The sequence below is a fragment of the Diaphorobacter caeni genome (genome assembly GCF_015354245.1).
GTDB classification, from domain to species: Bacteria; Pseudomonadota; Gammaproteobacteria; order Burkholderiales; family Burkholderiaceae_C; genus Diaphorobacter_A; species Diaphorobacter_A caeni.
In genome coordinates this window covers 552557-579224 of sequence record NZ_JADKYZ010000002.1, presented here as the reverse complement: position 1 = coordinate 579224, position 26668 = coordinate 552557, and the positions used below count along the sequence as shown (strand labels likewise).

24 protein-coding genes are annotated in these 26668 nt (G+C 63.9%); 12 read left to right on the top strand and 12 right to left on the bottom strand.

Annotation, left to right across the window (positions count from 1 at the left end; translation table 11 throughout):
• Positions 1–313: 313 nt before the first annotated feature.
• From ISG32_RS06540 to ISG32_RS06510, 7 genes are all read left to right on the top strand, one after another.
• Complete coding sequence (locus ISG32_RS06540; RefSeq protein ID WP_194770188.1) at positions 314–1297, top strand: ABC transporter permease; 984 nt, start codon at positions 314–316, stop codon at positions 1295–1297.
• Position 1298: 1 nt separating this feature from the next.
• A complete protein-coding gene (locus ISG32_RS06535; protein WP_194770187.1) occupies positions 1299–2519 on the top strand; it encodes a M20 aminoacylase family protein in 1221 nt (406 codons plus the stop codon).
• Between the two features lie 71 nt (positions 2520–2590).
• A complete protein-coding gene (locus tag ISG32_RS06530) occupies positions 2591–3511 on the top strand; it encodes an ABC transporter permease (protein ID WP_194770450.1) in 921 nt (306 codons plus the stop codon).
• Between the two features lie 10 nt (positions 3512–3521).
• The gene (locus ISG32_RS06525) at positions 3522–4520 is read left to right on the top strand and encodes an ABC transporter ATP-binding protein (RefSeq protein WP_194770186.1); all 999 of its coding nucleotides are present in this window, start codon (positions 3522–3524) and stop codon (positions 4518–4520) included.
• Complete coding sequence (locus tag ISG32_RS06520; RefSeq protein ID WP_194770185.1) at positions 4517–5566, top strand: ABC transporter ATP-binding protein; 1050 nt, start codon at positions 4517–4519, stop codon at positions 5564–5566. Before ISG32_RS06525 ends, ISG32_RS06520 begins: the two co-directional genes overlap by 4 nt.
• 154 nt (positions 5567–5720) lie before the next feature.
• Positions 5721–8207: a hypothetical protein gene (locus ISG32_RS06515; RefSeq protein WP_194770184.1), complete on the top strand. Its 2487-nt coding sequence runs from the start codon at positions 5721–5723 to the stop codon at positions 8205–8207.
• A 48-nt stretch (positions 8208–8255) separates the two neighbouring features.
• Complete coding sequence (locus ISG32_RS06510; RefSeq protein WP_194770183.1) at positions 8256–8756, top strand: type III secretion system chaperone; 501 nt, start codon at positions 8256–8258, stop codon at positions 8754–8756.
• A gap of 27 nt (positions 8757–8783) precedes the next feature.
• Here ISG32_RS06510 and ISG32_RS06505 read toward each other — a convergent pair whose 3' ends face one another.
• Both ISG32_RS06505 and zwf read right to left on the bottom strand, forming a co-directional pair.
• Positions 8784–9629: a MurR/RpiR family transcriptional regulator gene (locus tag ISG32_RS06505; RefSeq protein WP_194770182.1), complete on the bottom strand. Its 846-nt coding sequence runs from the start codon at positions 9627–9629 to the stop codon at positions 8784–8786.
• A complete protein-coding gene (gene zwf, locus ISG32_RS06500; protein ID WP_194770181.1) occupies positions 9623–11086 on the bottom strand; it encodes a glucose-6-phosphate dehydrogenase in 1464 nt (487 codons plus the stop codon). Before zwf ends, ISG32_RS06505 begins: the two co-directional genes overlap by 7 nt.
• A gap of 178 nt (positions 11087–11264) precedes the next feature.
• Between zwf and tal the strand changes: the two genes are divergently transcribed.
• The 3 genes from tal (at position 11265) to ISG32_RS06485 (ending at position 14827) form a co-directional block, all read left to right on the top strand.
• The gene (tal, locus tag ISG32_RS06495; protein ID WP_194770180.1) at positions 11265–12215 is read left to right on the top strand and encodes a transaldolase; all 951 of its coding nucleotides are present in this window, start codon (positions 11265–11267) and stop codon (positions 12213–12215) included.
• Entirely contained in the window at positions 12212–13801 is a 1590-nt protein-coding gene (pgi, locus tag ISG32_RS06490; RefSeq protein WP_228529621.1) for a glucose-6-phosphate isomerase, read from the top strand. Before tal ends, pgi begins: the two co-directional genes overlap by 4 nt.
• A 132-nt stretch (positions 13802–13933) precedes the next feature.
• Positions 13934–14827: an amino acid ABC transporter substrate-binding protein gene (locus tag ISG32_RS06485; RefSeq protein WP_194770179.1), complete on the top strand. Its 894-nt coding sequence runs from the start codon at positions 13934–13936 to the stop codon at positions 14825–14827.
• Between the two features lie 334 nt (positions 14828–15161).
• Here ISG32_RS06485 and groL read toward each other — a convergent pair whose 3' ends face one another.
• From groL to ISG32_RS06460, 5 genes are all read right to left on the bottom strand, one after another.
• The gene (gene groL / locus ISG32_RS06480; RefSeq protein WP_194770178.1) at positions 15162–16808 is read right to left on the bottom strand and encodes a chaperonin GroEL; all 1647 of its coding nucleotides are present in this window, start codon (positions 16806–16808) and stop codon (positions 15162–15164) included.
• An 83-nt stretch (positions 16809–16891) separates the two neighbouring features.
• Positions 16892–17182: a co-chaperone GroES gene (locus ISG32_RS06475; protein ID WP_194770177.1), complete on the bottom strand. Its 291-nt coding sequence runs from the start codon at positions 17180–17182 to the stop codon at positions 16892–16894.
• Positions 17183–17449: 267 nt separating this feature from the next.
• Positions 17450–18508, bottom strand: a complete 1059-nt coding sequence (locus ISG32_RS06470) for an Ldh family oxidoreductase (RefSeq protein ID WP_194770176.1) — start codon at positions 18506–18508, stop codon at positions 17450–17452.
• Complete coding sequence (locus tag ISG32_RS06465) at positions 18505–19395, bottom strand: alpha/beta hydrolase (protein ID WP_194770175.1); 891 nt, start codon at positions 19393–19395, stop codon at positions 18505–18507. The genes ISG32_RS06470 and ISG32_RS06465 overlap by 4 nt, the downstream gene beginning before the upstream one ends.
• Before the next feature lie 46 nt (positions 19396–19441).
• Positions 19442–20197: an alpha/beta fold hydrolase gene (locus ISG32_RS06460; protein WP_194770174.1), complete on the bottom strand. Its 756-nt coding sequence runs from the start codon at positions 20195–20197 to the stop codon at positions 19442–19444.
• A 203-nt stretch (positions 20198–20400) separates the two neighbouring features.
• Here ISG32_RS06460 and ISG32_RS06455 point away from each other — a divergent pair, with 203 nt between their 5' ends.
• Positions 20401–21246 carry a helix-turn-helix domain-containing protein gene (locus ISG32_RS06455; protein WP_194770173.1) on the top strand — a complete coding sequence of 282 codons (846 nt, stop codon included), beginning with the start codon at positions 20401–20403 and terminating at the stop codon, positions 21244–21246.
• 18 nt (positions 21247–21264) lie between these two features.
• On the opposite strand, the gene ISG32_RS06450 is transcribed toward ISG32_RS06455, so the two are convergent.
• From ISG32_RS06450 to ISG32_RS06430, 5 genes are read right to left on the bottom strand one after another with little or no spacing between them, the layout of a single operon-like run.
• Positions 21265–21930 (bottom strand): c-type cytochrome, encoded by a 666-nt coding sequence (locus ISG32_RS06450; protein WP_194770172.1) that lies wholly within the window; start codon positions 21928–21930, stop codon positions 21265–21267.
• A 20-nt stretch (positions 21931–21950) separates the two neighbouring features.
• On the bottom strand, positions 21951–22295 hold the full coding sequence (locus ISG32_RS06445) for an NIPSNAP family protein (protein ID WP_194770171.1): 345 nt from the start codon (positions 22293–22295) through the stop codon (positions 21951–21953).
• The gene (locus ISG32_RS06440; protein WP_228529620.1) at positions 22292–23596 is read right to left on the bottom strand and encodes an acetamidase/formamidase family protein; all 1305 of its coding nucleotides are present in this window, start codon (positions 23594–23596) and stop codon (positions 22292–22294) included. Before ISG32_RS06440 ends, ISG32_RS06445 begins: the two co-directional genes overlap by 4 nt.
• 42 nt (positions 23597–23638) lie before the next feature.
• Positions 23639–24187, bottom strand: a complete 549-nt coding sequence (locus tag ISG32_RS06435; RefSeq protein WP_194770170.1) for a GlcG/HbpS family heme-binding protein — start codon at positions 24185–24187, stop codon at positions 23639–23641.
• Between the two features lie 17 nt (positions 24188–24204).
• Positions 24205–25245 carry a porin gene (locus tag ISG32_RS06430; RefSeq protein ID WP_194770169.1) on the bottom strand — a complete coding sequence of 347 codons (1041 nt, stop codon included), beginning with the start codon at positions 25243–25245 and terminating at the stop codon, positions 24205–24207.
• A gap of 293 nt (positions 25246–25538) precedes the next feature.
• Between ISG32_RS06430 and ISG32_RS06425 the strand changes: the two genes are divergently transcribed.
• Positions 25539–26516, top strand: a complete 978-nt coding sequence (locus ISG32_RS06425) for a Bug family tripartite tricarboxylate transporter substrate binding protein (RefSeq protein WP_194770168.1) — start codon at positions 25539–25541, stop codon at positions 26514–26516.
• Positions 26517–26668 lie beyond the last annotated feature (152 nt).

Here is a 26668-nt window from a genome sequence, read left to right as displayed (position 1 = left end):
CGTGATCCAGGCGGGGCTGGTGCCTCGTCGTGAAGCGGTGGGCAGCGCCGTTGGCGTGTGGGTTGTGTGACTGCGTGTGTCCGTGCATGCACGGATTCCCCTTGATGATCTGTGGAATCCGCGGCGCGGATGGAGTGGTGGGCATGGCGTTTTGAGCGGCATGGGGCCTGTCGCATTTGTCTGTCAGGGATTTCCCGGCGGCTGTTCCCCGGTGCTCAGCGGCATAGTGTTTCATTGGACAGAGCGTTCAGCTTGGCAGGATTCCTGCTACTGCGCACTGAAGAAGAATTCAGGACCGACCTCCCCACACCGCATGCTCGCCTTCATCCTGCGCCGACTGATTCAAGCCGTGATCGTGATGGTCACGGTCGCGTTCATTTCGTTCCTGCTGTTCCAGTACGTCGGAGATCCCGTGGTCACCATGTTGGGGCAGGATGCGACGCCGCAGCAGATCCAGGAACTGCGCGCCTCTCTGGGGCTGGATCAGCCCTTCGTCGTGCAGTTCTGGCACTTTCTGGTGAACGCCGCTCAGGGTGACTTCGGTCTGAGCCTGCGACAGGGCGCGAAGGTGTCGCGTCTGATCGCGGAACGCTTTCCGGCGACGCTGGAGTTGGCGCTGGTGGCCGCCGTGATCGCGCTGTTGGTCGGAGTGCCCATGGGCGTCTATGCCGCGCTCAGGCGTGGCACCTTTCTGAGCCAGGTGTTCATGACGATTTCGCTGCTGGGCGTGTCGCTGCCGACCTTTCTGATCGGCATTCTGCTGATTCTCGTCTTCTCGGTCACGCTCGGCTGGTTCCCAAGCTTCGGGCGCGGCGATGTGGTGCAACTGGGCTGGTGGAGCACGGGGCTGCTCACCGCCAAGGGATGGCACCACATCGCCCTGCCGGCGATCACGCTGGCGATCTTTCAGCTCACGTTGATCATGCGGCTGGTGCGCGCGGAAATGCTCGAGGTGCTGCGCACCGACTACATCAAGTTCGCACGCGCACGCGGGCTGACCGACCGCACGATCTATTTCGGCCATGCGCTCAAGAACACGCTGGTGCCGGTGATGACGATCACCGGGCTGCAACTCGGCGGCCTGATCGCCTTCGCGATCATCACCGAGACCGTGTTCCAGTGGCCCGGCATGGGTCTGCTGTTCATCCAGGCGGTGATGTACGCGGACATCCCCGTGATGGCCGCCTATCTCTGCCTGATCGCGCTGATCTTCGTGATCATCAATCTGGTGGTGGACATGCTGTATTTCGCGGTCGATCCACGTCTTGCCGTCGGCGGCAAGGCAGGAGGGCACTGACATGCAGACGACACGATGGAAGGCGGGCGGACGGGCGTTTGCGCACATCACGCGGTTTCATCCCGAATTGACCGCGTTCCGGCGCGACCTTCATGCGCACCCTGAGCTGGGGTTTGAGGAGCAGTACACGAGCAAGCGCATTGCCGAGGCGTTGCGCCAGAGCGGCGTGGACGAGGTGCATGAGCACATCGGCCGCACCGGGATGGTCGCGCTGATCCACGGCCAGACGCGCGCAAGCGGCAGCATGATGGCCCTGCGTGCCGACATGGACGCGCTGCCGATGCAGGAGAGCAATGAGTTCACCTGGAAGTCCTGCAGGCAGGGGCTGATGCATGGCTGCGGGCATGATGGCCACGTCACCATGCTGCTGGGCGCGGCGCGCTATCTGGCCGCGACGCGGCAGTTTGACGGCACGGCGGCGCTGATCTTCCAACCGGCCGAGGAGGGGCTTGGCGGGGCGCGCGTGATGATCGAGGACGGCCTGTTCGAGCGTTTTCCCATCCAGTCGGTCTTCGCCATGCACAACTGGCCGCAGATGAAGCCGGGCACCGTGGGTCTCAACGATGGTCCGATGATGGCGGCGGCCGACCGCATCACCATCGAGATCACGGGCAGGGGCGGACACGGTGCGCATCCCTATCAGACCGTCGACGTGGTGCTGGTCGCGGGCCACATCATCACGGCGGTGCAGGGCATCGTTGCGCGCAATGTGCGGCCGCTGGACAGTGCGGTGGTGAGCCTGTGCGCGGTGCAGGCAGGCGATCTCGGTGCTTTCAGCGTGCTGCCGGGAAGCGCGACGCTGGTGGGCACCGTGCGCTCGTTCGACCCCGCCGTGCAGGAGATGGTGGAGCGGCGCATTCAGGAAGTCTGCAACGGCATCGCCATGGGCTTTGGGGCGAGCGTGAACGTGCGCTACGAGCGCATCTACCCGGCCACGATCAACACCGAGAGCGAAGCGCGCTTCGCCGGTGACGTGGCGGCCACCATCGTGGGCGAGGAGAACCTGGTGCGGGACCTCGAGCCCAGCATGGGGGCCGAGGATTTCTCGTTCATGCTGCAGAACAAGCCGGGTGCGTATCTGCGCATTGGCCAGGGCATGGGCGCGGGCAACAGCACACTGCACAACAGCCGCTACGACTTCAATGACGACATCCTTCCGCTGGGCGCGGCGCTGCATGCGGGCCTCATCGAGCAGGGCATGCCGCTGGCCGCGGCGGAGTGAATCATGGGCATGAGCGAACCACGAAACGCAATGGGCAGGCAATTCAAACAAAAGGCGCAGAGCACATGTCGATGAAATCAACCCTTGCCCGCTGGTGGGACAGCGATGTCGCGCACAGCTTCCGATCTTCGCCGGTCGCCATGCTGGCGGCGGCGATCGCCTTCGTCTGCATCTTCTGTTCGGTGTTTGCCGCCTGGGTGGCTCCGCACAATCCGTTCGATCTGACCACGCTCGAGCTGTCGGACGCGCGTCTTCCGCCCGCATGGCTGGAGCAGGGCACGGGCAAATATCCGCTCGGCACGGACGATCAGGGACGCGACATTCTCTCGGCGCTGATCTACGGTGCGCGCATCTCGCTGATCGTCGGTGTGGTGTCGGTGGCGCTGTCCATCGTGATCGGCGTGACGCTGGGTCTGATCTCGGGCGCCAAGGGCGGCTGGATCGATGCACTGCTCATGCGTGCCTGCGACGTGGTGTCCTCGTTCCCCGCGATTCTGGTGGCGCTCTTGATCGCCGGTGTCGCCCGCGCCGTCTTTCCGAACGCTGCCGAGGGCGTCGCGTTCGCCGTGCTGGTGCTGGCGATTGCCTTTGCCGGCAGCAACGGCTGGGTGCAGTACGCGCGCACGGTGCGCGCCAGCACCATGGTCGAGTACGGCAAGGAATACGTGCAGGCCGCGCGCGTGACGGGCGTGCCGCCGTTTCGCATCATGCGCCGCCATGTGCTGCCCAACGTGCTCGGTCCGGTGATGGTGCTCGCCACCATCCAGGTCGCGACGGCGATCATCACGGAGGCGACGCTGTCCTTTCTCGGCGTCGGCGCGCCGCCCACCTCGCCATCGCTCGGCACGCTGATCCGCATCGGCAACGACTACCTGTTTTCCGGCGAATGGTGGATCACGGTGTTCCCCGGCATCATGCTGGTGCTGATCGCTTTGTCCGTCAATCTGTTGGGCGACTGGTTGCGCGACGCCCTCAACCCCCGCCTGCGTTGAGGTGAGCGCCATGTCATTGCTGGATGTCCAGAACCTCGTCGTCGAATTCCCGAACCGCAAGGGCACGCTGCGCGCGCTCGACAACATTTCCTTCTCGATAGCGCCCGGAGAAATCCTGGGCGTGGTGGGCGAGTCCGGTGCGGGCAAGTCGCTTACCGGCGCGTCCATCATCGGCCTGCTGGAGCCGCCGGGGCACATCGCCTCGGGCCAGATTCTGCTGAACGGCGAGCGCATCGACAACCTGCCAGCAGAGAAGATGCGCCACATCCGGGGCCGGCGCATCGGCGCGATCTTCCAGGATCCGCTCACCTCGCTCAATCCGCTGTACACCGTCGGCCGCCAGCTCATCGAGACCATCACCACGCATCTGCCGCTGAATGCCGCGCAGGCGCGCGAGCGGGCGATCTCGCTGCTCAAGGACACCGGCATTCCGGCGGCGGAGCAGCGCATCGATCACTATCCGCACCAGTTCTCGGGCGGCATGCGCCAGCGCGTGGTGATCGCGCTCGCGCTCGCGGCCGAGCCCGAACTGATCGTCGCCGACGAGCCCACCACCGCGCTGGACGTGTCGATCCAGGCGCAGATCATCACGCTGCTCAAGAACATCTGCCGCTCGCGCGGCGCGGCCGTCATGCTGATCACGCACGACATGGGCGTGATCGCCGAAACCTGCGACCGAGTGGCCGTGATGTACGCCGGACGCGTCGCGGAGATCGGCCCGGTGCACGAGGTCATCAACCATCCCGCCCACCCCTACACCGCTGGCCTCATGGCATCGATTCCCGACATGGACGAAGACCGCGAGCGCCTCAACCAGATCGACGGCGCGATGCCGCGTCTGAACGCCATTCCCACGGGGTGCGCGTTCAACCCGCGCTGCACGCAGGTGTTCGACCGCTGCCGCAGCGAGCGCCCCGACCTGCTTCCCGCGGGTGCGACGCAGGCCGCGTGCTGGCTCCGCGAAAACACGGCGGGGACAGGCGTGGCAGCGACAGGAGTTCCCGCATGAGCGACCGCGATCACAACCCCGCATCGTCACCGACACAGCCACTGGTGCGCGCGCAGGATCTGGCCAAGACTTTCGATGTGTCGCCGCCGTGGCTCAACCGCGTGCTCGAGCGCAAGCCGCGCGCACTGCTGCATGCGGTGGACGGCGTGAGCTTCGAGATCCAGAAGGGCAAGACGCTCGCGCTCGTCGGCGAATCGGGCTGCGGCAAGAGCACCGTGGCGCGCCTGCTCGTGGGTCTCTACGAGCCCACGCGCGGCAGCTTCGAGTTCGATGGCAAGGACGCGCATGCGGCCTATGCCGGAAGCGACATGCGCAGCATGCGCCGCCGCATCCAGATGATCTTTCAGGACCCGTACGCCAGCCTGAATCCGCGCTGGCTGGTGCGCGACATCGTGGCCGAGCCGTTGATCGAACACGGCCTCATCAGCGACAAGCAAGCGCTGACGCAGCGCGTGGGCGAACTGCTGCAGTCCGTGGGGCTGGCTCCGGCGGACATGGCCAAGTACCCGCACCAGTTCTCGGGAGGGCAACGCCAGCGCATCTCGATTGCGCGCGCGTTGGCGACCGAGCCCGAATTTCTGGTCTGCGACGAGCCGACGTCGGCGCTCGACGTCTCGGTGCAGGCGCAGGTGCTCAACATCATGAAGGACCTGCAGCGCAAGCAGCACCTCACTTATCTCTTCATCAGCCACAACCTCGCCGTGGTGCGGCATGTGAGCGACCAGGTTGGCGTGATGTATCTGGGACGACTGGTCGAGATCGCGGACAAGCAGGAGCTGTTCTCGCGTCCGCGTCACCCTTACACCCGCATGCTGCTCGACGCGATCCCGAAAATGCACGACACGGGCCGCGCACGCACGCCGGTGCGTGGCGAGGTGCCCAACCCGCTGAATCCTCCACCTGGCTGCGCGTTCAACCCGCGCTGCCCGTTCGCGAACGAACGTTGCCGCAGCGAGCGTCCGCAGCTGCTCGGCGATGGCGCATCGCGCGTGGCTTGCCACGCCGTTGAGGAGGGGCGCATTCCGGTGGTGCTCGTGCCGGCGTGAAGGCATGATTTCCTGATCGCAGCGTGCTCGCCATCTGGCTGCGTGCAGGCATTGGCGGTGAGGTCATGGAACCAATGTCGTGGCGGTGTTACTCAGAATGATGCGGATGTGGATCGATTGGATCCATGGCCGCCTTTCTTCTAAGGACGTTGTCATGAGCCTCCAAACTGTCAATCCCGGACTGTCGGCACCCGTCGCGCAACCGCAGCCGCAAAGTGTGCCCGGCAATGCGACGTTTGGCGGGCATTCAATACGGCCAGCCACTCCGATGCCCGCCAGAGTGGCCGTGAGAACAGCACTTGCTTCGCCACCCGCTCCGGCGCTTTTGTCCCGGGTGTTTGGTTTGACTGGCGAGACCAGCGCGGCACGCGCTGCCCGGAAAGTGCGGGAGGGAGTGCATGCGACGACGCAGGGGGTGGAGAAATGCATTGGCGCATTGACCACGCCGGGTGGCTCTGTCGGTGAAGTGGGGAAATGGGCGAGCAAGCTCGAAGGCGCGGCCTCTGGAGCACTCAAGGCCGGCGCGAAATTCTCGGGTGTGCTGGAGCAGTCCGTGAACTCCGCCTTGTCGCGCATGGACATGGCGGACATCCATCAGCTCAAGCAGGCGCTGGCAGAGCTTGAGCCTTCGCTCGTGGACGCCAGCACCGCACTCAAGCAACTGAAAGGAGCCCTGGACAAAGGCATCATTCAGCAGGAGCAAGTGGTGATGGACCATGTGTACTCGGAGCTGTCCACCTCGTTGGACCTTGCGATGGCGCAGGTCAGTCAGCAGGTGCTTCAGAATGCCAGCGGGCGTGGAACCTACGACATGCTGCATCAGTTGGCGAGCGACGCGCTGATGCAATGTGGCTACGGCCGCTTGCCTCCGGACCAATTCAAGGAGTTGTCGAATGCCGTGCTGCTGCAGGCAATCGACCTGCATGTCGATCCAGAGGCGCCAACGATCACCCAGCAGCAGACGGCCGCGTCACTGACGTCGTTCATTCTGAACAGCATGCCCAGCGCCGACATGTACACGCTGCTGCACACGCAGACGCGCTTGGCCGGCGAAGACGTGGGTGCGAGCCGCAATCTCATCATGGGGGCGGTCACGACGCGCGCAGATCAGCTTGAAAACTCCGTGCTGTCCCAATTGACGAGTCTCTCGACGCTGCCGCGGAATCTTCCGACACTGGCTTCGGACCTGTCGGCTGCACACCAGACGTTGAAGCAGTCCGACGCCCATGCGGAACTGAATCATTTGCACCGATTGGGCGCAACGAAGATTGAGCAGCAGGTCCAGACACTGGCCGCGTCGCTGGCGACGCTCACACATGCGGAGGTGGCGAGCCTGTCCGACGACCAGGTGATCACGCTGCTTCAGTCTCTCAAGGAGTTCGGCATCCAGGGATGCAGCGATGAACTGAAGGCAAGAGCCAGTCTGATGAAAAGTCAGATGGAGCAGAACTATGCGGCGGCGTTTGCGCCAGTATCGGCGGCATTCCGCTGTGCTCGCCCAGAGGAGGCTCTGGTGCATCTGGAGGCGTTGAGCAAGGTGGGAGATGATGCCTTGAAGCTGTTCATGGCGCTGGGCAGCAAGATCGATGGCGAGGATCAGCTCATGGAACTGCGCGAGAGCTTGATGCTCAAGGCCCTGATGACGCTCGAATCGGGGCAGGTGACGGAGCTGGCGGCCACCATGCGTTTGCCGGTGATGAACGAGCTGTGCGACACGTTGAGCAAAACCGCCAGCAATGTGCTGATGGATGACGGGAATTTCTCGCCAGCCTTGGGCAAGGAGATGATGAGCCGCGCGGTCGATCTGCGGATGCTCAGGCATTGCGTGGCGCTGGATCTTGAGGCGCGGGACATGGGCGCTGCGACGCCGCCGAAATCGCCTTTCAGCTCGGCTGCGGCCATTGTGGGTTCGGTCTATGGCGTGATCGGTGACGACCGGGGACTGGTGCACGCTTGCGGGGTTCAGATACTGAACACGCAGCAGCAGGCAAGGCTGGATGCGGAGCTTCAAACCTTCGTCCAGCAAAGTCAACGCTATGCGTCGGCATCTCCACAAGGCGCCATCAGCAAGGATTTGCGAAAGGATCTCACGCGGGCTACGCCCTATGCCTTCACGGATGCGAGCGGCAACAAGCAGCCGTTGGCCAATCCTGTTCAGCAGACGGGACAATTGTCCACTCTGGCCGCCAATGACCTCATGGTGAATGAAGCAGAGGTCAATCTACTGAAAATGACGGGTGGCGATGTCAACAGGGCACTGACCATCTCGCGCATCCTGCATCAAGGGCTTCTCTCTGATTTCGATGGGCTGATGAACAAGCCGGGAGCGCCGATCACGCTTCCCGATGGCAGAAACTTCATGCTCGGTGGCAGTCACGAACATTCCAAAAGCTTCCATGTGGAATCCGATGGCCATGGTGGGCACTTTCTCAATGTGACCTACACCTTGGGACATTTTAAAGACCTCACCATCTTGTCATTCATACCGGGAGATCCGATTCCAACCCTGACGGGGGAGACGGCCAAGGTCAACCCGGATGCGAGCTTCATTTCGATATCCGGGCGTATCCATTGCGACGCCAATGGAACATTCGGCTACGACGGGCCGGTATCGTTTGCCAGCCATTTCGAACTGACGTGATGCGGCTTGCAGCACGTTGCGTTGAAATCAAACCAAGGAGAACATCGAATGAGCATTTCCGCTGAGCAGTTGCTGCGGGATCTAGGTCAGAACATTGGACTGGCGCATCCACTGGCCTTCAACGCGCAGCACTGCGCGCGATTGATGGTTGGTGAACGGGTGGGCATCGATTTCGAGCACCTGCCGGACGAGCAGATCGTCCAAATGTACTGCGTGCTTGGCGGCATTCCTGCAGGAGGGCTGGAGTCGCTGTACCGCGAGTTGCTGGAGGCGAACCTCTTCGGTGACGGCACGCAGGGTGCGACGCTGGGGCTGGACGGTGGACAGCGCCAGATCGTGCTGAGCCGAGCTCTGGCGCTCGAGCACATGACGTCGCCGACCATGCTGCAGGTTTTCGAGCGATTCATCAACACGTCGGAACATTGGGTGCGTCGGCTGGAGAGCATCGGCCCCTCCGAAAAAGCCGACGCTCGCGTCGATGCCGCAGCGACGAGCGTGGGTACATCCAGCGTGCAGTCTGTGCCCGATCATCTGATGATGCGCGTCTGAACGCGCATCACGGCAGTCCCGCCCCGATCAGGTATAGCGTTTCGCCCGCAGATTGTTCTTCATCTGCTGCAGTACCGGCTGCAGCGGTTCGCCGATCTGCAGTGCCACGGCGGTGGCGAGCACGTCGATGATGAGCAGGTGCAGCAGGCGCGAGACCATGGGGCTGTAGCGGTCGTAACCCTCGGGGTGATCGGCGGCGAGGTGGATTTCGCAGGTGTGCGCGAGCGGTGAGCCGCTGGCGGTGATCGCGATCGTCGTCGCGCCGTTCTTGCGCGCGATGTCGGCCGCGTCCATCAGATCTCGCGTGCGGCCCGAGTTGCTGATGATGACCACGCAGTCGCCCTTGCCGAGCATGGTGGCGCTCATCACCTGCATGTGGCCGTCGCTGGTGCTGATGCTGGTGATGCCGAGGCGAAAGAACTTGTGCTGTCCGTCCTGCGCGACGATGCCCGAGTTGCCCGCACCGTAGAACTCGATGCGCTTGCCGGTCTGCCAGGTCGACGCGATGGCTTTTGCGGCACGTTCGAGCGCCGCAGTGCTCGCGGCGTTGCGGTACTGCAGGAAGGCGGCGACCGCGTTGTCCACGACCTTGACGAGCACGTCGCCGGTCTTGTCGTCGGCGTCCACGCTGCGGTGGATGAAGGGCACGCCCTCGCTCACGCTGCCCGCGAGCTTGAGCTTGAAATCGGCGAGGCCGTCATAGCCCATGCTGCGGCAGAAGCGCACGACGGTCGGCTTGCTCACGTTGGCGCGGGCCGCGAGTTCGCGCACCGGCAGGTGGGAGAACGCGCGCGGGTCGTCCAGCACGAGCTTCGCCACGCGCTGTTCGGCGGGCGCAAGCGAGGGAAGGGATGCGGTGATTCGGTCTAGCATTCTTCCATCCAGGTGTTGCCATCGCGGGCGACCAGAGCGCTGGCGGCGCTCGGTCCCCAGGTGCCTGCGGCATAGGGCCGGGGGCTTTCGTCGGAGTCTTTCCAAGCCTGCATGATGGGCTCGACCCAGCGCCATGCGGCCTCTTGTTCATCCGCGCGCACGAAGAGGTTCAGCCGCCCGGCGATCACGTCGAGCAGCAGGCGTTCGTAGGCACCCACGCGCTCGCTGCCAAAGCGCTTGTCGAAGTCGAGATCGAGTTGCACGGGCGCAAGCGACTGGGCATCGGCACGCGCGCCGCGCTTGTCGTTGCCCGCCGAGAACAGGTGCAGCGCGAGGCCGTCGCGCGGCTGCAGGTGAATCACCAGACGGTTCGCCATGCCGAGCGGCGTGCGGTAGATCGGGTGCGGCGCGGGGCGGAAGTTGAGGACGATGTGCGCCTCGTGGGCCGCCAGCCGCTTGCCGGTGCGGATGTAGAACGGCACGCCCGCCCAGCGCCAGTTGGCGATCTCGGTGCGCAGCGCGACGAAGGTCTCGGTGCGGCTGTCCGGGGCAACGCCGGGCTCGTTCAGATAGCCGGGCACGCGGTCGCCGCTCAGGCTGCCTGCGGTGTATTGGCCGCGCACCACGTCGCGCGCGAGTGTCGCGGGGCTCCAGGGCGCGAGCGAGCGCAGCACCTTGAGCTTTTCGTCGCGGATCGCATCGGCGTGCGCGTTGATCGGCGGCTCCATGGCGATCGCGCACAGCAGTTGCAGCGCGTGGTTCTGCACCATGTCGCGCAGCGCGCCTGTGCCTTCGTAGAACGATCCGCGCTTTTCCACGCCGATCTTCTCGGCCATGGTGATCTCGACGCTGGCCACAGTCTCGCGGCGCCACAGGGGCTCGAAGAGCGCATTGCCGAATCGCATGGCCAGCAGGTTTTGCACCGATGGCTTGCCGAGGTAGTGGTCGATGCGGAAGATCTGCTTTTCGTAGAACACCTTGCGCACGGCCGCGTTGATCGAGCGGTTGGAAGCGAGGTCGTGACCCAGCGGCTTTTCGAGCACGACGCGGGTGTTCGGCGTGTTCAGGCCTGCCGCGCCCAGTTGCTCGCAGGTGGTGGTGAACAGGTTGGGTGCGGTGGCCAGGTACAGCACCACCGTCTCGGCACCGCGCGTGCGCAGGGTCTGCGCGAGGCGTTCATAGTCGGCGGACTGGGACAGATCCATGCGCAGGTACTGCAGCAGTTGCGCGAATTTTTCGAATTCTTCGCTTTTGGGGCGCTTGTCGGACTCGACCGCATCGAGGCGGCTTGCGATCAGCGCGCGGTAGGCGTCGTCACTGAGATCGTCGCGCGCGACGCCCAGAATGCGCCCGCCCGGCGGCAGCGAACCATGGCGCCAGGCCTGAAACAGCGCGGGCAGCAGCTTGCGCCAAGCCAGATCGCCGGTGCCGCCAAACAAAACCAGATCAAAACTCATGGCGCAAAAATAGTTGAGAAGTTGTAACTTGAAGAGCTGGTTCCGATGTTACCGAGTTTCAAGGCAGGACAATACCCGTTCAACCCATTCCATCACTGCGAATACACTCATGGGTTGCCAAACCTCATCGGCGGACCGACAGAGGATGATCCGAGGCCATTGGATGAGGAGAATTTCCATGAACCAACTCGAAGCACTCAAGCAATTCACCACCGTTGTCGCGGACACCGGGGATTTTCACCAGCTCAGCGCCTTCCAGCCGCAGGACGCGACGACCAATCCGTCGCTGATCCTCAAGGCCGTGCAGAAGCCCGAGTACGCGCCGCTGATGCAGGAATGCGTCACCCGCTTCAAGGGCCGCAGCATCGACGAGCTGATGGATCGCCTGATCGTGCGCTTCGGCTGCGAGATCCTGTCGATCATTCCAGGCCGCGTCTCCACCGAGGTGGATGCCCGTCTGTCGTTCGACACCGAGGCCACCGTGGCCCGCGCCGAGCGCATCGTCGAGCTGTATCAGGCCGAGGGCGTGCACATCGACCGCGTGCTGATCAAGATCGCCTCCACTTGGGAAGGCATTCAGGCGGCCAAGCAGCTCGAGGAGCGCGGCATCCACACCAATCTCACGCTGCTGTTCTCGTTCGCCCAGGCCGTGGCCTGCGGTCAGGCCAAGGTGCAGCTGATCTCGCCGTTCGTGGGCCGCATCTACGACTGGTACAAGAAGCAGGCCGGCGCCACTTGGAACGAGGCCGAGATGGCCGGCGCCAACGATCCCGGCGTGCAATCCGTGCGCGCCATCTACAACCACTACAAGCACTTCGGCATTCGGACCGAGGTGATGGGCGCGAGCTTCCGCAACGTGGGCCAGATCATCGCGCTGGCGGGCTCGGACCTGCTGACGATCGCGCCCGATCTGCTCGCCAAGCTGGCCGAGAGCAACGAGCCGATCACCCGTGCGCTCGATCCACAGGCCGCGCGCCAGCTTGACCTGCCTGCCGTGAGCTACGACGAGGCGGGCTTCCGCTACGCGCTCAACGCCGACGCCATGGCGACCGAAAAGCTCGCGGAAGGCATTCGCGCTTTCGCAGCCGATGCGGCCAAGCTTGAACAGATGATGTTGGCCGCTGCATGATGGATCCGAGGACGCGCTGCGACCGCACTGCCGCCTGGCAGCTGCTCGGGGCGCATTTTGAAAAGACCGGGCACGGCTTCAACGTGCGCGGCGCCTTTGCGGATGACGGCGAACGGTTTGCGCGCTTCAGCCAGCAGGCACCGCTGGTGTTTGCCGATCTGTCGAAGAACCTGATCGACCTGAAAACGCGCGAGCTGCTCACCCAGCTCGCTCGCGAAGCGGGCCTCGAGGCCTACCGCGACGCGATGTTCGCGGGCGAGCCGATCAACAACACGGAAAACCGCGCGGTCATGCACTGGCTGCTGCGCAGTCCGGCAAACGCGCAGGTCGCCAATGAGGGCATCGCCGCGAGCCTTGCAGAGGTGCATGACACACTGGATGCGATGCTTGAGATCGCCGAGCGCGTGCGCGCCGACGACGCGATCACCGACATCGTCAACATCGGCATCGGCGGATCCGACCTCGGCCCCGCGATGGCGGTGAAGGCGCTCGAAGGCTTCGCGCATCCGGGCAAGACGCTGCACTTCATCTCGAACGTGGACGGCATGGAGCTTGGCAGCGTGCTGCGCAAGATCCGGCCCGAGAGCACGCTGTTCCTGATCGCCTCCAAGACCTTCACGACGGCCGAGACCATGCTCAACGCGCACGCCGCGCGCCGCTGGTTTCTGGCGAACGGCGGCTCGGTGGAGCGCGACGCGAAGCGCTCGCTCAGCAAGCACTTCATCGCGCTCACGACCAATCTGACGGCGGCCTCGGAGTTCGGCATCGACACCACGCTCGGCTTCTGGGACTGGGTCGGCGGCCGCTATTCCATGTGGTCGGCCATTGGCCTGCCCATCGCGATCGCCATTGGCGAACAGCACTTTCGCGAGATGCTGCGCGGCGCGCATCTCATGGACGAGCATTTCCGCACCGCGCCGCTGGAGTCGAATCTGCCGGTGCGTCTTGGCCTGCTCGATGTCTGGTACCGCAATTTCCACGGTTTCACCAGCCGCAGCATCGCGCCGTACAGCCACGGCCTGCGCCGTCTGCCCGCCTATTTGCAGCAACTCGAAATGGAGAGCAACGGCAAGGGCGTCGATGCTCAGGGCGAGGTCCTGCCATACGCCACATCGCCCGTGATCTGGGGCGAGCCGGGCACCAACGGCCAGCACGCTTTTTTCCAGATGATCCATCAGGGTCCGGACATCGTGCCCGTCGAGTTCATTGCGTTGCGCGAAGGTGGGCATGACCTGCCCGATCACCATCCGCGCCTCTTGGCCAACGCGCTTGCGCAGGCGCAGGCCCTCATGGTGGGGCGCCCCGGCAGCAGCGGGCACAGTTATTTCACCGGCAACCGCCCGAGCACTTTTCTCGTGCTCGAGCGGCTCGACCCCGCCTCGTTCGGTGCGCTGATCGCCCTGTACGAACACCGCGTGTTCACCAGTGGCGCGATCTGGGGCATCGACAGCTTTGACCAGTGGGGTGTCGAACTCGGCAAGGTGCTCGCCAAGGAACTGGAGCCGCTGTTGGCGGCGGGAGACAGTGAACAACTCGACCCGTCCACGGCCGGCTTGCTGCACTACCTGCAGTCGCACGAAAAATAACTTACTGCTTGGTGCAAACCTCTATTGGGCGCGGCGCCCCTTCTGAACGATAGTGAGGCAGGCCAAGCCATTGTGCCCATCCGCGCATGGCTTGCGGCCGCAAGCATCACTGCAACGACAGAAGGAGATCCCATGAAGTTCGTTTGGACCGGCCTCGCACTGGCCGGCTTGTTGGCCGCCTCCGCACATGCCCAGACACCCGCGGCAGGCACGATGGAAAAAATCCAGAGCGCAGGCAAGATCGTGCTCGGCGTGCGCGAAAGTTCGGCCCCCATGGCCTACGCCATCGGTGCGGAACGCAAATACGCGGGCTACCACGTCGAGCTCTGCGAGAAGGTGATGGCACGCATCGCGCCCAAGGTGAAGCTCGAATACATGGCCCTCACCGCGCAGAACACCATGCCGCTGGTCGAAAACGGCACGGTAGACATGGGCTGCGGCCCGACCACCAACAACCTCACCCGCCAGAAGCAGGTCTCCTTCGCGGTAACGACCTACGTGAGCCAGGTCCGCATGGCGGTGCGCGCGGACTCCGGCATCACCTCGTTCAAGCAGCTCGACAACAGGAACGTCGCCGCATCCGCAGGCACCACGGCCGTGCAGCTGCTGCGCAAGTACGGCAAGGACAACAACGTCAACCTGCCCACCTCGCTTGGCAAGGACCACTTCGAGAGCTTCCTCATGCTCGAATCCGGCCGCGCCGACGCCTTTGTGCTGGACGACAACCTGCTCGCCGGCGTCATCGCCAACAGCAAGAACCCCGACGGCTTCAAGATCGTCGGCGAAGTGCTGGGCTCAGAGCCGATCGCGCTGCTGTTCCGCAAGGACGACCCGGTCTTCAAGAAAGCGGTCGACGGAGCCCTGACCGACATGATGAAGTCGGGCGAGGTCGCGAAGATCTACGACAAGTGGTTCATGCAGCCCATCCCGCCCACGAACAAGCCCCTGAACCTGCCGATGAGCGACACGCTCAAGCAACTGCTGCAGGACCCCAACGACAAGCCACTGGAGTCCTACGCGAATTGAGCGAACAGCGGCACGAGCGAAGCGAAGTGCCGACCACACCTCCCCCCAACTGACTTCCGGCGGTTGTCCGAGCGGAGTGACGAAGGAACGCAGCGAGTTCCGCCGGAGGACTTCAAAGCGCGTTTTTGATTACTTTTTGCGCGCAAGCAAAAAGTGATTGCCCCGCCGGGGGCAGTCCCGGCCTCTGTCCTGCACGACACGGCAGAAGCAAAAAAACGAAAAGCAAAAACAAAAAACCCCGCAGATCCAAAGACCTGCAGGGTTTTTTGTTTTGGAATGACTTCCGGACGCGAGCCGGCTGGAGCCTCTACCCACCAGCCACCCCGCAGGGCAATTACATGCCCATGCCGCCCATGCCACCCATGCCGCCCATGTCGGGCATGCCGCCGCCAGCAGCGTCATCCTTTGGAGCCTCGGCCACCATGCATTCGGTGGTCAGCAGCAGGGATGCCACGGAAGCAGCGTTCTGCAGGGCAGTGCGCGTCACCTTGGTGGGGTCCAGAATACCCATTTCCAGCATGTCGCCGTAGGTGTCGTTGGCAGCGTTGAAGCCGTAGTTGCCTTGGCCGTTCAGCACGGCGTTCACGACCACGGATGGCTCGCCACCGGCGTTCGCCACGATTTCGCGCAGCGGAGCTTCAACAGCCTTCAGCACCAGCTTCACGCCGGCGTCTTGCTCGGCGTGGCCTGTGGACAGGTTGCCCACGGCTTGCTTGGCGCGCAGCAGAGCCACGCCACCACCGGCCACGATGCCTTCTTCCACAGCAGCGCGGGTAGCGTGCAGGGCGTCTTCAACGCGGGCCTTCTTTTCCTTCATTTCGACTTCGGTGGCAGCGCCCACCTTGATCACGGCAACACCGCCGGCCAGCTTGGCCACGCGCTCTTGCAGCTTTTCGCGGTCGTAGTCGGAAGTCGCTTCTTCGATCTGCACGCGGATTTGCTTCACGCGGGCTTCGATGTCAGCGCCAGCGCCAGCGCCGTCGATGATGATGGTGTTTTCCTTGCCCACTTCGATGGTCTTGGCCTGGCCCAGATCGGCCAGAGTGACCTTCTCGAGGGACATGCCGACTTCTTCAGCGATGACCTTGCCGCCCGTCAGGATGGCGATGTCTTCCAGCATGGCCTTGCGACGGTCGCCGAAGCCAGGAGCCTTCACGGCCACGACCTTCAGGATGCCGCGGATGGTGTTGACCACCAGAGTCGCCAGCGCTTCGCCGTCGACTTCTTCAGCGATGATCAGCAGCGGACGGCCAGCCTTGGCCACTTGCTCCAGCGTAGGCAGCAGGTCGCGGATGTTGCTGATCTTCTTGTCGAACAGCAGCACGAAGGGGTTGTCCAGAATCGCGGCTTGCTTTTCAGGATTGTTGATGAAGTAGGGCGACAGGTAGCCGCGGTCGAACTGCATGCCTTCAACGACGTCGAGTTCGTTGTCCAGGCTCTTGCCGTCTTCCACGGTGATCACGCCTTCCTTGCCGACCTTGTCCATTGCGTCAGCAATGATCTTGCCCACGGATTCGTCGGAGTTGGCCGAGATGGAGCCGACTTGAGCGATTTCCTTGGAAGTGGTGGTGGCCTTGGATTGCTTCTTCAGCTGTTCGACCAGGGCTGCAACTGCCTTGTCGATGCCGCGCTTCAGATCCATTGGGTTCAGACCAGCGGCCACGTACTTGGAGCCTTCGCGCACGATGGCTTGTGCCAGCACGGTAGCGGTCGTGGTGCCGTCACCGGCGATGTCGTTGGTCTTGGAGGCCACTTCCTTCACGAGCTGAGCGCCCATGTTCTGCAGCTTGTCCTTGAGTTCGATTTCCTTGGCCACGGACACACCGTCCTTGGTCACGGTAGGGGCGCCGAACGAGCGCTCCAGCACCACGTTGCGACCCTTGGGGCCCAGAGTGACCTTGACTGCGTTGGCGAGAATGTTCACGCCTTCAACCATGCGGGCGCGTGCTTCGCCGCCGAAAACTACGTCTTTTGCTGCCATTTTTTGGCTCCTGAAGAATGAGGTACTTGATTAGATGAAGCGATTTCGGCCCGAATCAGTCGGGCCGGCAAGCATGAAGATGCTTACTTTTCGACGACTGCAAAGAGGTCGTCTTCCTTCATCACCAGCAGTTCGTCGCCAGCGACCTTGACGGTCTGGCCGGAGTACTTGCCGAACAGAACGCGGTCACCGACCTTCACGTTCAGAGCGATCAGAGCGCCCTTGTCGTCACGCTTGCCGGGGCCGACGGCCACGACTTCGCCTTGATCAGGCTTCTCGGTGGCGCTGTCGGGGATCACGATGCCCGAAGCGGTCTTGGTTTCGTTCTCGAGGCGCTTGACGATCACGCGATCGTGCAGGGGACGCAGATTCATACCTACTCCTGAAATTTCAACTGGATTGATGGAACGATGAAGAAGCTGGCCCGGATGGATCCAGGCCGACATTGCAACTTTATGCCTTCGAGGGCTGTTAGCACTCACGAGCATCGAGTGCTAATAATAAGGCAATTCTTCAGCTTTTCAAGAGGGCTGTCCTGCGAATCGCCGATTGGATTGGCGCGAGACTGGACATTTGCCGGACGGCGAGGCGAGCGGAAAGACGAATGAAGGGGCGAATGGAGAGGGAGACGCTTCTGAACATCAGGCCCACGGGGCCGTCAGCTTGAATCGTTCGGCCAGTTTCTCGAGCGCCTGCATGGTTGGCGGCGAGAGGCGGATACCCCCACTGGCTGCACGGTTGGCGTGAGCGTGACCGCGCTCACCGGGCAGCAGGATGGGGGCATCTTTCCGGGCTGCCGGCAGGGTTTTCATGGCCTGCGCCAGGGCCTGCGCTTCTTCCCGAAAACGGCTGAGCGGGACGATCTGCACGATGTCGATCGCGATGAGCACGGCGTTCTGCTCGTGAATCCGCTGCTCGGGCGGGGTTTGCAGCGCGACGGACAGAAGGGGATTGTCGACGAGCAGACTGCTGACGACCTCCGCCATCAATGCGAGTCCCGACCCCTTGGGGCCACCGAGCGGCAACAGCGTGGTGGCGGCGGATGGGTCGGTGGTCATCTGGCCGGTGGCGTCCATGGCGGCGTCCGGCGGCAACGTTGCTCCTGTCGCCTTGGCCTGCATCAGTTTGCCGAGGGCCATGGCGCTGGAGGCCATGTCGAACACGATGGGCATCTGCGCGCTGGCGCCAGGACAGGCGATGGACAGCGGGGCCGTGGAGACGCCGGCCACGGCGGCTCCGTGATAGGCCATGTGCGGGCCGGAAGCCGCCATCGCGATGCCGAGCATGTTCCGATCCGCGATGCGGGAGGTGAAATAGCCGAGCGCTCCCGTGTGCGTCGTGGAGCGCAGCAGGCCGATACACGCGCCGGCGCGGCTGGCGCCGTCGGTGACCGCGTCCAGCGTCACGTTCATGCCGGGTGCGCCGGGGCCGTGCTGACCGTCCACCATCACGAGTGCGGGCAACTGCGACACCACGCGGGGCGATGCATCGCCTTTCATCTGCCCGCTGGCCAGCCACTGCAGGTACAGAGGAATGCGTGAAACCCCGTGCGAGCCGGTGCCGCGCATGTCTGCCCAGACCAGAGCCTGCGCCACCTGATGCGCGTTGGCATCGCTCATGCCCCCCGCCTGCAGAAGAGCATGGGCGAAACGCTCGAGCGCCGCTGATGTCACCATGGGATGTGGGGGGCGTTCATTCATGTTCTGGCTCCGTCGGTGGGACCGTCAATGGGAAAGAATTTTCGCAGCCAGTCCGTGACGAGCTGGAGCACCAGTGTGCTGTCATCGGAGAAGATGAAATGGTCGATGCCCGCAACGAGATGAAGGTCGGTGGGCATTCCGGCCCGGGTGAACATGTCGATGGACTGCTGCGTCGGCGTGACGGAGTCTACGGCGGGATGCAGCAGCATCAGCGGGCGCGGCGCGATCTGGCCGACGACGTCGATGGGGCGAAAGGCGTACATGCTTTCCACTACGTCGAACGGGAAGTCCATGAACGAACCCGCTGGCAGGTTGCTGCGCATGGCCACGGGGATCGGCACGATGTCAAAGCGCGAAACGCGCACGCTCTCGCCGATGGCCTGCTGCGACTTGCCGTGCGCGCGCATGCTCTGGAATCGATCCCAGGCCTCGGGGGAGGCGTGCTGAGTGCGGAACTTGGCCTCGCCATCGCCCCAGCCTCCGGATGAAATGCAGGCGGCGATGCGCTGGTCCACGCCGGCCGCGTACACCGCCACGGCGGCACCGAAGCTGTGTCCCATCACGGCGATGGCGTCGGCGTTCACTTGTGGATGCTCGCTCAGAAAGCTCACGGCGTTGCGCGTGTCGCTTACCTGCTCAAGACAGATGACGCGAGCGCGCTCCCCTTCGCTCTGGCCGCAGCCGCGCATGTCAAAGCGCAGCGTGACATAGCCCAGGCGCTCGAACAGCCGGCAGGCCAGTTGCACCATGCCGTCTTCCTTGTTGCTGCCGAAGCCATGCAGCACGACGATGGCCGGGCGCTTTTCAGAAGCCGACAGTTCCGACGGAACGTTGAGGATGGCCGACAGCTTCAGGCCGTCGGATGGAAAGGTGATGGGGGTGTCCATACGGGTCTCGTGGGTGTGTGAAAGAAAGAGAGAAAGAGGGCGCGGTTCACGCGCTGAGAAAGCGCTCGACGAGCGTGACCAGTTCCCGGGGCGTTTCGTCCATCGGATAGTGGCCGGCGTCGGCGAGCACTTCGATGCGCGCCTGTGGGTAGAGGGTTGAAAACGTGGCCTGCATCGCCTGCACGGTCAGGCCGGGGTCATGTGCCCCGACGACCACGAGCATGGGATGCGGAAGTCCCTGAAGACCGTCAGAGAGATCCGTGCGGGCCCAGGAGGGAAGATAGGCAGCGAACGCATCCGTGCGCGATTGCTCCAGCGAATGCGCGACGATGTGCTGCACCAGCGATGCGGACATGCGTCCCCCGGTGCTGTGGCTCACGATGGCGGTGCGCGCGTCGGCATCGCCCGCCGCGTTGCTGAAAAGCGTCCAGGTCTCGTCGTCGAACGGCACGCCGACCGCAGGCACCGGCGTGATCGCCACCAGTCGGCGCACGCGCCCGGGCGCCAGCCGCAGAGCGTGCTGGATGGCCTTGCCGCCCATCGAGTGGCCGATCAGGTCGAACTCCTTCCAGCCGAGCTGGTCCGCCACGGCGAGCACGTCGCCCGCCACGGTCTGCATGTCGTAGGGGCCGTCTTCGTGCTGGCGTGCTCCGTATCCCCTGCAGTCGATGAATGCGTAGGTGAACTGCTCGGGGTCGATTTCCGGGATGAAGGAACGCCAGCTTTGAGCGCTTCCAAACCAGCCATGCACGACCAGCACATGGCGCGGTCCATGCCCAGCCACAAGGGGATGATTGCCCATGGATGTCCTGCCTTTCGTTGGGGTGTGTCGATATGACGTTCAATGTAGGCCTGCAGGCTCGCTTGCCCGCAGCCACTCCATCCGAAGGCTTACCGGATCGTCCGAATATTTCCTGGACCCATAGTTGGGTATGCTGTGGCGTGCGAAGCACTGGGGCTCAGCAAGGCCCACCACAGTCGACAGCAAGGAGAAGGAGAACTCTCTTGAGCATTGAAACATCGTCCGTCGCGATTCAAGGTTCGTTTGGCCGGATAGCCGTGCATTCCACTGCGCGCGCGCTGGTCGAGCACTCGCATCTGGAGTTCAACTTCATCTTCTACATCGGCGGTGCGCCCTGTGGCTTTCAGGTCGCGCATGAGGAATACCGGCTCGACGAGACGCATGCGGTGCTGGTGAATCCATGGCTGCCGCACCGCAAGCTCGCAAGCGACGGCGAGCGCGAAACGCAAGTGCTGACCGTGCTGCCCAACACGCAGTGGCTGGGGAACGCGCTGGGGATGATGGACCTGCCGCTGCTGCGCCTTTTCCAGCATCCGCAGATGGTGTTGACCGAGCCGCTGCGCCTGTGCCTTCAGCGGCTGGCCGCCACGCTGCAGGCCGGCGCCGCGCAGGTCGAGCAGCACTTCGAGCCGCTGGTCTTGAATCTGGTTCGCGAAGTGGTGGATACGCATGTGGACCAGTCCATGCGCGCGAACTTCCACAAGGCCGAGCGGCCCATGGACGCGCGCGTGCAGAAGTCACTCGCGCTGATTCGCGCGAAGGCGCGCGAGAACCCGGGGCTGGAGTGGATCGCGAGTCAGGTGGGGCTGTCGCGATCGCGCTTTTTTGAACAGTTCAAGCTCTGCGTGGGCGTGCCGCCGCAGCAGTACCTTGACTGGGCGCGCATGGCGGTTGCCACCGAGCTGCTGGCGCAAAGCGACAAGAGCCTCGCCGAAGTGTCCGACGAGCTGGGCTTTGCCGCACCGTCGCACTTCGCGCGCTTTTTCGTGCAGCACATGGGCGTGCCGCCCAGCGACTACCGGCGGGGCGTGATCGTCGAGGACGAGTAGCGCCCGCCATGCGTTCCCTCACTTCATCTGCGCGATGAACTGCGCGACCGCGTCGATGTCCGCCGGCCGCATGTGGGGCACGATCATCGTCATGAGCTTTCCGCGCCCGCCGCGCTGCGCTTCCCAGTTGCGCAGCTGCTCGGCGACGTAGGTCGGGTCCTGGGCCGTCAGGCGCGGGAAGTCGGGCGCAATGCCCGAGCCATCCGGGCGGTGGCAGGAGACGCAGGCAGGCAGGTCGTTGGATGGATTGCCCTGGAAGTAGATCTTGCGGCCCGCCTCCACCAGCTCCGTGTTGACGGACGCGAACGTCCCCGGTTTCTGCTTGACGTAGTAGGCCGCAAGATCAACGATCTGCTGCTCGCTCAGCGTCGCGGCCAACGGCTGCATGATCGCGCTTGCGCGATGCGCGCGCTGTCCCGCCGGGGCTTTGAACGAGCGCAGCTGCTTGGCGATGTATTCAGGGAACTGCCCCGCCAGTCGCGGATAGCTCGGCGCCGTGGGGTTGCCGTCGGCGCCATGGCAGGCCGCGCAAGTCTGACGGGCGAGGACGGCACCGGCGTCGGCGTGGCCCTGAAGCGGTGAGGCTGGCGCTTGCGCGAGCGCACCTTGCGCTGTGAGCGCGAAGGCTGCGGCGAGTGCGGCGCTGTGCAGCGTGAGGGAAGTTCGGGATGGCAGTGATGACATGGCCGTGATCGCTTTCAACGTCAGTGCGCGGGTGCCGCATCGTTCATGCGCCGCACCTCGGGCGTCCAGGGGAGCGCCGTGAGAAAGCGGTTTTCCTGCGTCGCCACGAGGCCCTTGACCAGCTTCATGTACTGCTGCCAGCGCGGGTCGCTCTGCAGCCGCTGTCGACGCTCGGCGCGGGACTCGAAGCTGTCGAACGCCCAGATCTGAACGATCTGGTTGAGCGTTCCGCTGTCGCTGGTGAAGTAGCCGATCAGCCGCTCGTAGATGTCGCGATGCGCGGGCAGACCATGGCTTTCGTAGGCGGCGAGAAACCGGGGCAGCGCCCCGGGCTGCAGCGTGTAGGTGCGCTGTTCGATGATCATGAGCCGGTCCTTGTGCGGCGTGAGATGGAGGCCACCTGGTCCGGCGAAAAGACGCTCTTCGGAACCATCACGTGCACGCCCTTGGCGGGGGTGTTCTTGTAGACGGTGCGCAGCTGGTGCGCGTAGTGCGTGACGCGCACGCTGCCCGCGACGCTGAGCATGGAGTACGCATCGATGCGCTCCATCTGCGCGGCCGGAGTCAGCCAGTCCAGCGTATGGAGGACCGACGTGGTGAGCGCCTTCTCCAGCGTGTCGCCATGGCCGAGGCTGATCCAGTGCGTGGGCGTCTCGGCGATGATCGATTTGAGCGGCGAACGCTTGTGCAGGATGTATTGGATCCGCATGTCTTCCATCGCGGTTTCGATGGCCGTCTGATTGACCACGCCGTCCCCTTGGGCGGCGTGCGAATCGCCTGTCCAGATCATGCCGCCCGCACGTTGCACGGGCAGAAAGATGGAGGTGCCCTCGGAGAGTTCGCGCAGCGAGATGTTGCCGCCGTAGTCACCGCTCAGGATGCCGCTGACCGGCTCATCGGTGGCTGGCATGGCCGCAATGACGCCTTGCGTGGGCGCCAGATCGTAGGAGATGCCGTTCTTGAAGACGGCGCGCTTGCGGCTGTCGTCGAATTTGAAGTAGTGCAGAAAGGGCTGCTTGAACTCGGTGGGCAATGCGCCGACGCCCATCGGTGCGCTGTTCCATCCCCATTCAATGGGCTTGAGTCGGAGCATGCGGCATTCGATCCAGTCGCCCGGTTCGGCGCCGCGCACGGCCACCGGGCCGACCAGCGAGTAGGGGCCTGCCGGGTAGCGCTTGCGGATGGGCTCACGCTCGTCGAAACCCATGCCGTACTTGGCTTCGTTGGCCCAGTTGACCCAGGTGTTGGGATAGTGCACCCAGTCGCCGGAATCCACGGTGACGGCCGCGGGCGCGGACGGGTCCATGGCGCCCACCCGCACGGTTTCCTTGGTGGATGGCAGCTCGTGTCGCTTGCCGAGCGGCGGAGCGTTGTCGGACGCGCCTCCTGCCGAAGCGGTGGCCGCTGCCTTTTCCGTGCTCGCGCAGCCTGCCAGCGGCACGAGCGAGCTCAGACCCAGCAGCGCGCCCCAGTTGAGCGCCGAGCGGCGCGATGGCGAGCGCAGCGTGGTGCCGCGCGAGTCGGCGATTTCCCGCACGCGGTCGGCACTGACGCCATCGCCCTGCGGCATGCGGTTGTCGCAGGGCAGTTGGTGAATGCATTGCGTCAGGCCCACGCAGCAGCTGTATTGCAGGGGTTGGCTGGAGTTGTCGTTGAAGGTCGTCATGTGAATGTCCTCGAATGGATGCGAATGTGGAGATGAACGGGGTCAGCGCTTTTCGGTGGCGCCGATGGCCTGAATGCCGGAGCGGCCCGCGTCTTCATCCATCTGCGATGAGGCGGCGCTTGCACCTACCGCCCCGATGAGTACGCCGTCCTTGAAGATGGGCAGGGAGCCTTGCGAGGGGAACATCGGCCCGCCGTAGGAGAGCGAGCTGATCTGCCCGAACACGATGGGGTTGGCCTTGTACCGGTCCATCAGGTCCTTGCCCGAGACCCCGCCGGTGGCGACGCTCGCGATCGCCTTGCCGCGCGCTACATCGAAACTTCCGAACGGCACGCCATCCATGCGCGCAGCGGCGACGACGTAGCCCGACGTGTCGACCACGACGACCGAGATTCCGACCTTGTGGGTGCGCGCATGGGCAATGGCTCCTTCAACCACCTTCGTAGCCTGTGCGAGCGAGATGTTGGCCACGGCGAGCGTGCCTTCGGGCGGGGCGGCGAAGGCGGCGTTGGCACCGACGAGGCTGAGGAAACCGGCAAGCGTCGCCCGACGCGCAGTTGCTACGGCACGAGTGGAAAGCAGGGAAGTCATGGTTGGGTCCTTTCGGTTCAGAAGCGGTGGCGCACGCCGGCCGCGAGAATGCGCTGCTCGATCAGCACGTTGCGTTGCAGATCGCGGTAGGTGACGGCGTAGAGGTCGGTGCGCTTGGAGAGCGCGTACATGTATCCCACTGACCAGACGCGGCGCTGGTCGGGCGTTGCGGGGTTGCGGTCGTCGATGCTTGAATAGGCGTAGGCGGCGGTGATGCGCCCGGCGCCAAGGGGGACGGCACCGCTCAGTTCGTAGACGCGGCGTTTGACTTCCAGATTCGGATTGCTGCGGAAGGTCTCGCGGCCATCGTGGACCTGTGCATAGATCTGCGCCACAGTGAAGTCGTAGGACAGTCCCGCCATGTAGGACTTTTGCTTGCGGCCGTTGTCGTTGGCGTTCAGGTTGATCTGCCGCGTGCCCACCGCCGCCGCCCAGCGGTCACCTTCGTAGCGGATGACGGCGTCGACGGAGCGCGCCTGTTTGGCGTTGGGGCCGTCATTGATTTCTGCACCAAAGGAGTAGAGCGCATCGACCACCAGGCCACCCATCTTGGGCGTGACGTAGCGAAGGCTGTTGTTGTGGCGCGTGTCGCCCTGCACATTGCCCTTGAACACGGTGGCGAACGAGGGGCTGAAGGTGGTCGAGCCGGTGAGCGGCGAGAAGTTGCCGGTCGCGAGGGCGTAGGGAGTGACGTGGCGTCCCACGGTGAGAGTGCCCCATTGATCGGAGGACAGGCCCACGATGGCGAGCCGTCCCCAGAACGAGTCGGCGTCATTGCGACCGTACACGCCGGTATCGAGGCGGATGAAGCTCTCGATGCCGAACACCGTCTTCAGTCCGCCTCCAAGGTTTTCCGAACCCTTGAAGCCGATGAACGAGGTGGTCATGCCGCCCGAGTTGACGACCTGCGTCGAGGTGGCCGGGCCTTTGTCATTGGCGGTGCGGACGGTGCCGACGTATTCGTCCACCACGCCGTAGATGGATACCTGGCTTTGAGCGAAAGCCGTGGGAGCGAGCAGTCCCGCGGTCAACGCGGTTGCGATGATTTTGAGTGTCATTCGAATTGTCTCCAGTGCGGTTTTTGTTGAGATCGTTGGGCTCGATGTGCACCGGCAGATCGGGGCGTCGAGTGCTGGAAAGATTAGTGGCGAGGCTTTGAAATCACAGAACCGCAGGCTCCGGCCTCTTACCATTTCGTCCGGAATTTGCGTCGTTGCTGCAATTCCGGACGATTGGGTAAACGGCGGGATTGGCGCGTTTGCCCGGTGGACGCATCCTTCATAAACTGGCTGCAGACGGGTGCGGCCGAACGTGGCGATCGCAACCCTGCAACCTGCTCAAGGAGACATGCATGCAGACAAATTCGTGGTTCAAACGTTCAGTGGTGTTCGGTGCGACGCTGGCGGGGGCGATGTGCCTGGCCACCGCGACCGCCTTCGCGCAGAGCTACCCGGCCAAGCCGATCCGGGTGGTGGTGCCGTTTCCTGCGGGCGGCACGCAGGACGTGCTCATGCGGCTGATCGCGGAGCCGTTGGGAGCAAGGCTCAAGCAGGCGATCGTGATTGAGAACCGGGGCGGCGCGGCCGGCAACCTGGGGGCGGATGTCGTCGCCAAGGCCGCACCGGATGGCTACACGCTGGGGTTGCTCAGCGGCGTGCATACGGCCAACATGGGCTTTTATCGCAAGATCCCGTTCAATCTGGAAACCGATTTCGTGCCGGTGAAGGCCGTCGGTGAATCCGCAGTGCTCATCGTCACCGGCCTGAAGACGCCCTATGCCAACGCCCCGGAGTTCGTCCAATACGTCAAGACCCATCCCGGCAAGGTGCAGATGGGCAGCACCACGAGTTTCTCCACCGATCTGCTGAAGATGCAGATGGGTGGAGACATTCAGTTCATTCCGTACAAGGGGGTGGGGGAGGCGCTGCAGGATCTGATCGGCGAGCGCCTGGACGTTGTGGTGGGACCGAGCCTGCAACTCGTTCCGCTGGTCAAGGAGGGCAAGGTGCGGGCCCTTGGTCTTGGCAGCTCGCGGCGCATTCCGGATTTGCCGGATGTGGCGCCGTTCATCCAGACCGTGCCCGGGTATGACGTGGGCATGTGGTTCGGCGTGTTCGCGCCCAAGGGCACTCCGGCGGAGGTGGTCACCCGCTTGAATACGGAGTTGGCGCAGGTGCTCAAGCAACCCGAGTTGCGCGAGAAGCTGCAGCGCCAGGGCATTGACCTGACGTTCTCCGACGCCACCACGGAACAATTGCAAAAGCGCATGCGCGACGAGATCGTGCGCTGGAAGGCGCTGGCGGCCAAAACCGGAAACTACGCGAACTGAACGCAAGCACATGCGCCGACATCGGCGCATGGCGCTCTCCACTCGCGGAGAACGGGCGAGAAAAATATTCGCAAAGCCCAAAGAGGACGCAGTGTCGGGGCAGAATTCATGCTGAACCCGAATTCCGGTTGCCCCGCCGCCGCATGGCAGGC

What these genes read in the sequence shown, in the direction of transcription:
- tal (WP_194770180.1), top strand. Translation starts at nt 11,265, where the DNA reads ATGAACCAACTCGAAGCACTCAAGCAATTCACCACCGTTGTCGCGGAC.
- ISG32_RS06425 (WP_194770168.1), top strand. Translation starts at nt 25,539, where the DNA reads ATGCAGACAAATTCGTGGTTCAAACGTTCAGTGGTGTTCGGTGCGACG.
- groL (WP_194770178.1), bottom strand. Translation starts at nt 16,808, where the DNA reads ATGGCAGCAAAAGACGTAGTTTTCGGCGGCGAAGCACGCGCCCGCATG.
- ISG32_RS06445 (WP_194770171.1), bottom strand. Translation starts at nt 22,295, where the DNA reads ATGATCATCGAACAGCGCACCTACACGCTGCAGCCCGGGGCGCTGCCC.
- ISG32_RS06475 (WP_194770177.1), bottom strand. Translation starts at nt 17,182, where the DNA reads ATGAATCTGCGTCCCCTGCACGATCGCGTGATCGTCAAGCGCCTCGAG.
- ISG32_RS06510 (WP_194770183.1), top strand. Translation starts at nt 8,256, where the DNA reads ATGAGCATTTCCGCTGAGCAGTTGCTGCGGGATCTAGGTCAGAACATT.
- ISG32_RS06535 (WP_194770187.1), top strand. Translation starts at nt 1,299, where the DNA reads ATGCAGACGACACGATGGAAGGCGGGCGGACGGGCGTTTGCGCACATC.
- pgi (WP_228529621.1), top strand. Translation starts at nt 12,212, where the DNA reads ATGATGGATCCGAGGACGCGCTGCGACCGCACTGCCGCCTGGCAGCTG.
- ISG32_RS06505 (WP_194770182.1), bottom strand. Translation starts at nt 9,629, where the DNA reads ATGCTAGACCGAATCACCGCATCCCTTCCCTCGCTTGCGCCCGCCGAA.
- zwf (WP_194770181.1), bottom strand. Translation starts at nt 11,086, where the DNA reads ATGAGTTTTGATCTGGTTTTGTTTGGCGGCACCGGCGATCTGGCTTGG.
- ISG32_RS06460 (WP_194770174.1), bottom strand. Translation starts at nt 20,197, where the DNA reads ATGGGCAATCATCCCCTTGTGGCTGGGCATGGACCGCGCCATGTGCTG.
- ISG32_RS06540 (WP_194770188.1), top strand. Translation starts at nt 314, where the DNA reads ATGCTCGCCTTCATCCTGCGCCGACTGATTCAAGCCGTGATCGTGATG.
- ISG32_RS06520 (WP_194770185.1), top strand. Translation starts at nt 4,517, where the DNA reads ATGAGCGACCGCGATCACAACCCCGCATCGTCACCGACACAGCCACTG.
- ISG32_RS06435 (WP_194770170.1), bottom strand. Translation starts at nt 24,187, where the DNA reads ATGACTTCCCTGCTTTCCACTCGTGCCGTAGCAACTGCGCGTCGGGCG.
- ISG32_RS06530 (WP_194770450.1), top strand. Translation starts at nt 2,591, where the DNA reads ATGAAATCAACCCTTGCCCGCTGGTGGGACAGCGATGTCGCGCACAGC.
- ISG32_RS06515 (WP_194770184.1), top strand. Translation starts at nt 5,721, where the DNA reads ATGAGCCTCCAAACTGTCAATCCCGGACTGTCGGCACCCGTCGCGCAA.
- ISG32_RS06450 (WP_194770172.1), bottom strand. Translation starts at nt 21,930, where the DNA reads ATGTCATCACTGCCATCCCGAACTTCCCTCACGCTGCACAGCGCCGCA.
- ISG32_RS06440 (WP_228529620.1), bottom strand. Translation starts at nt 23,596, where the DNA reads ATGACGACCTTCAACGACAACTCCAGCCAACCCCTGCAATACAGCTGC.
- ISG32_RS06465 (WP_194770175.1), bottom strand. Translation starts at nt 19,395, where the DNA reads ATGGACACCCCCATCACCTTTCCATCCGACGGCCTGAAGCTGTCGGCC.
- ISG32_RS06430 (WP_194770169.1), bottom strand. Translation starts at nt 25,245, where the DNA reads ATGACACTCAAAATCATCGCAACCGCGTTGACCGCGGGACTGCTCGCT.
- ISG32_RS06525 (WP_194770186.1), top strand. Translation starts at nt 3,522, where the DNA reads ATGTCATTGCTGGATGTCCAGAACCTCGTCGTCGAATTCCCGAACCGC.
- ISG32_RS06485 (WP_194770179.1), top strand. Translation starts at nt 13,934, where the DNA reads ATGAAGTTCGTTTGGACCGGCCTCGCACTGGCCGGCTTGTTGGCCGCC.
- ISG32_RS06470 (WP_194770176.1), bottom strand. Translation starts at nt 18,508, where the DNA reads ATGAATGAACGCCCCCCACATCCCATGGTGACATCAGCGGCGCTCGAG.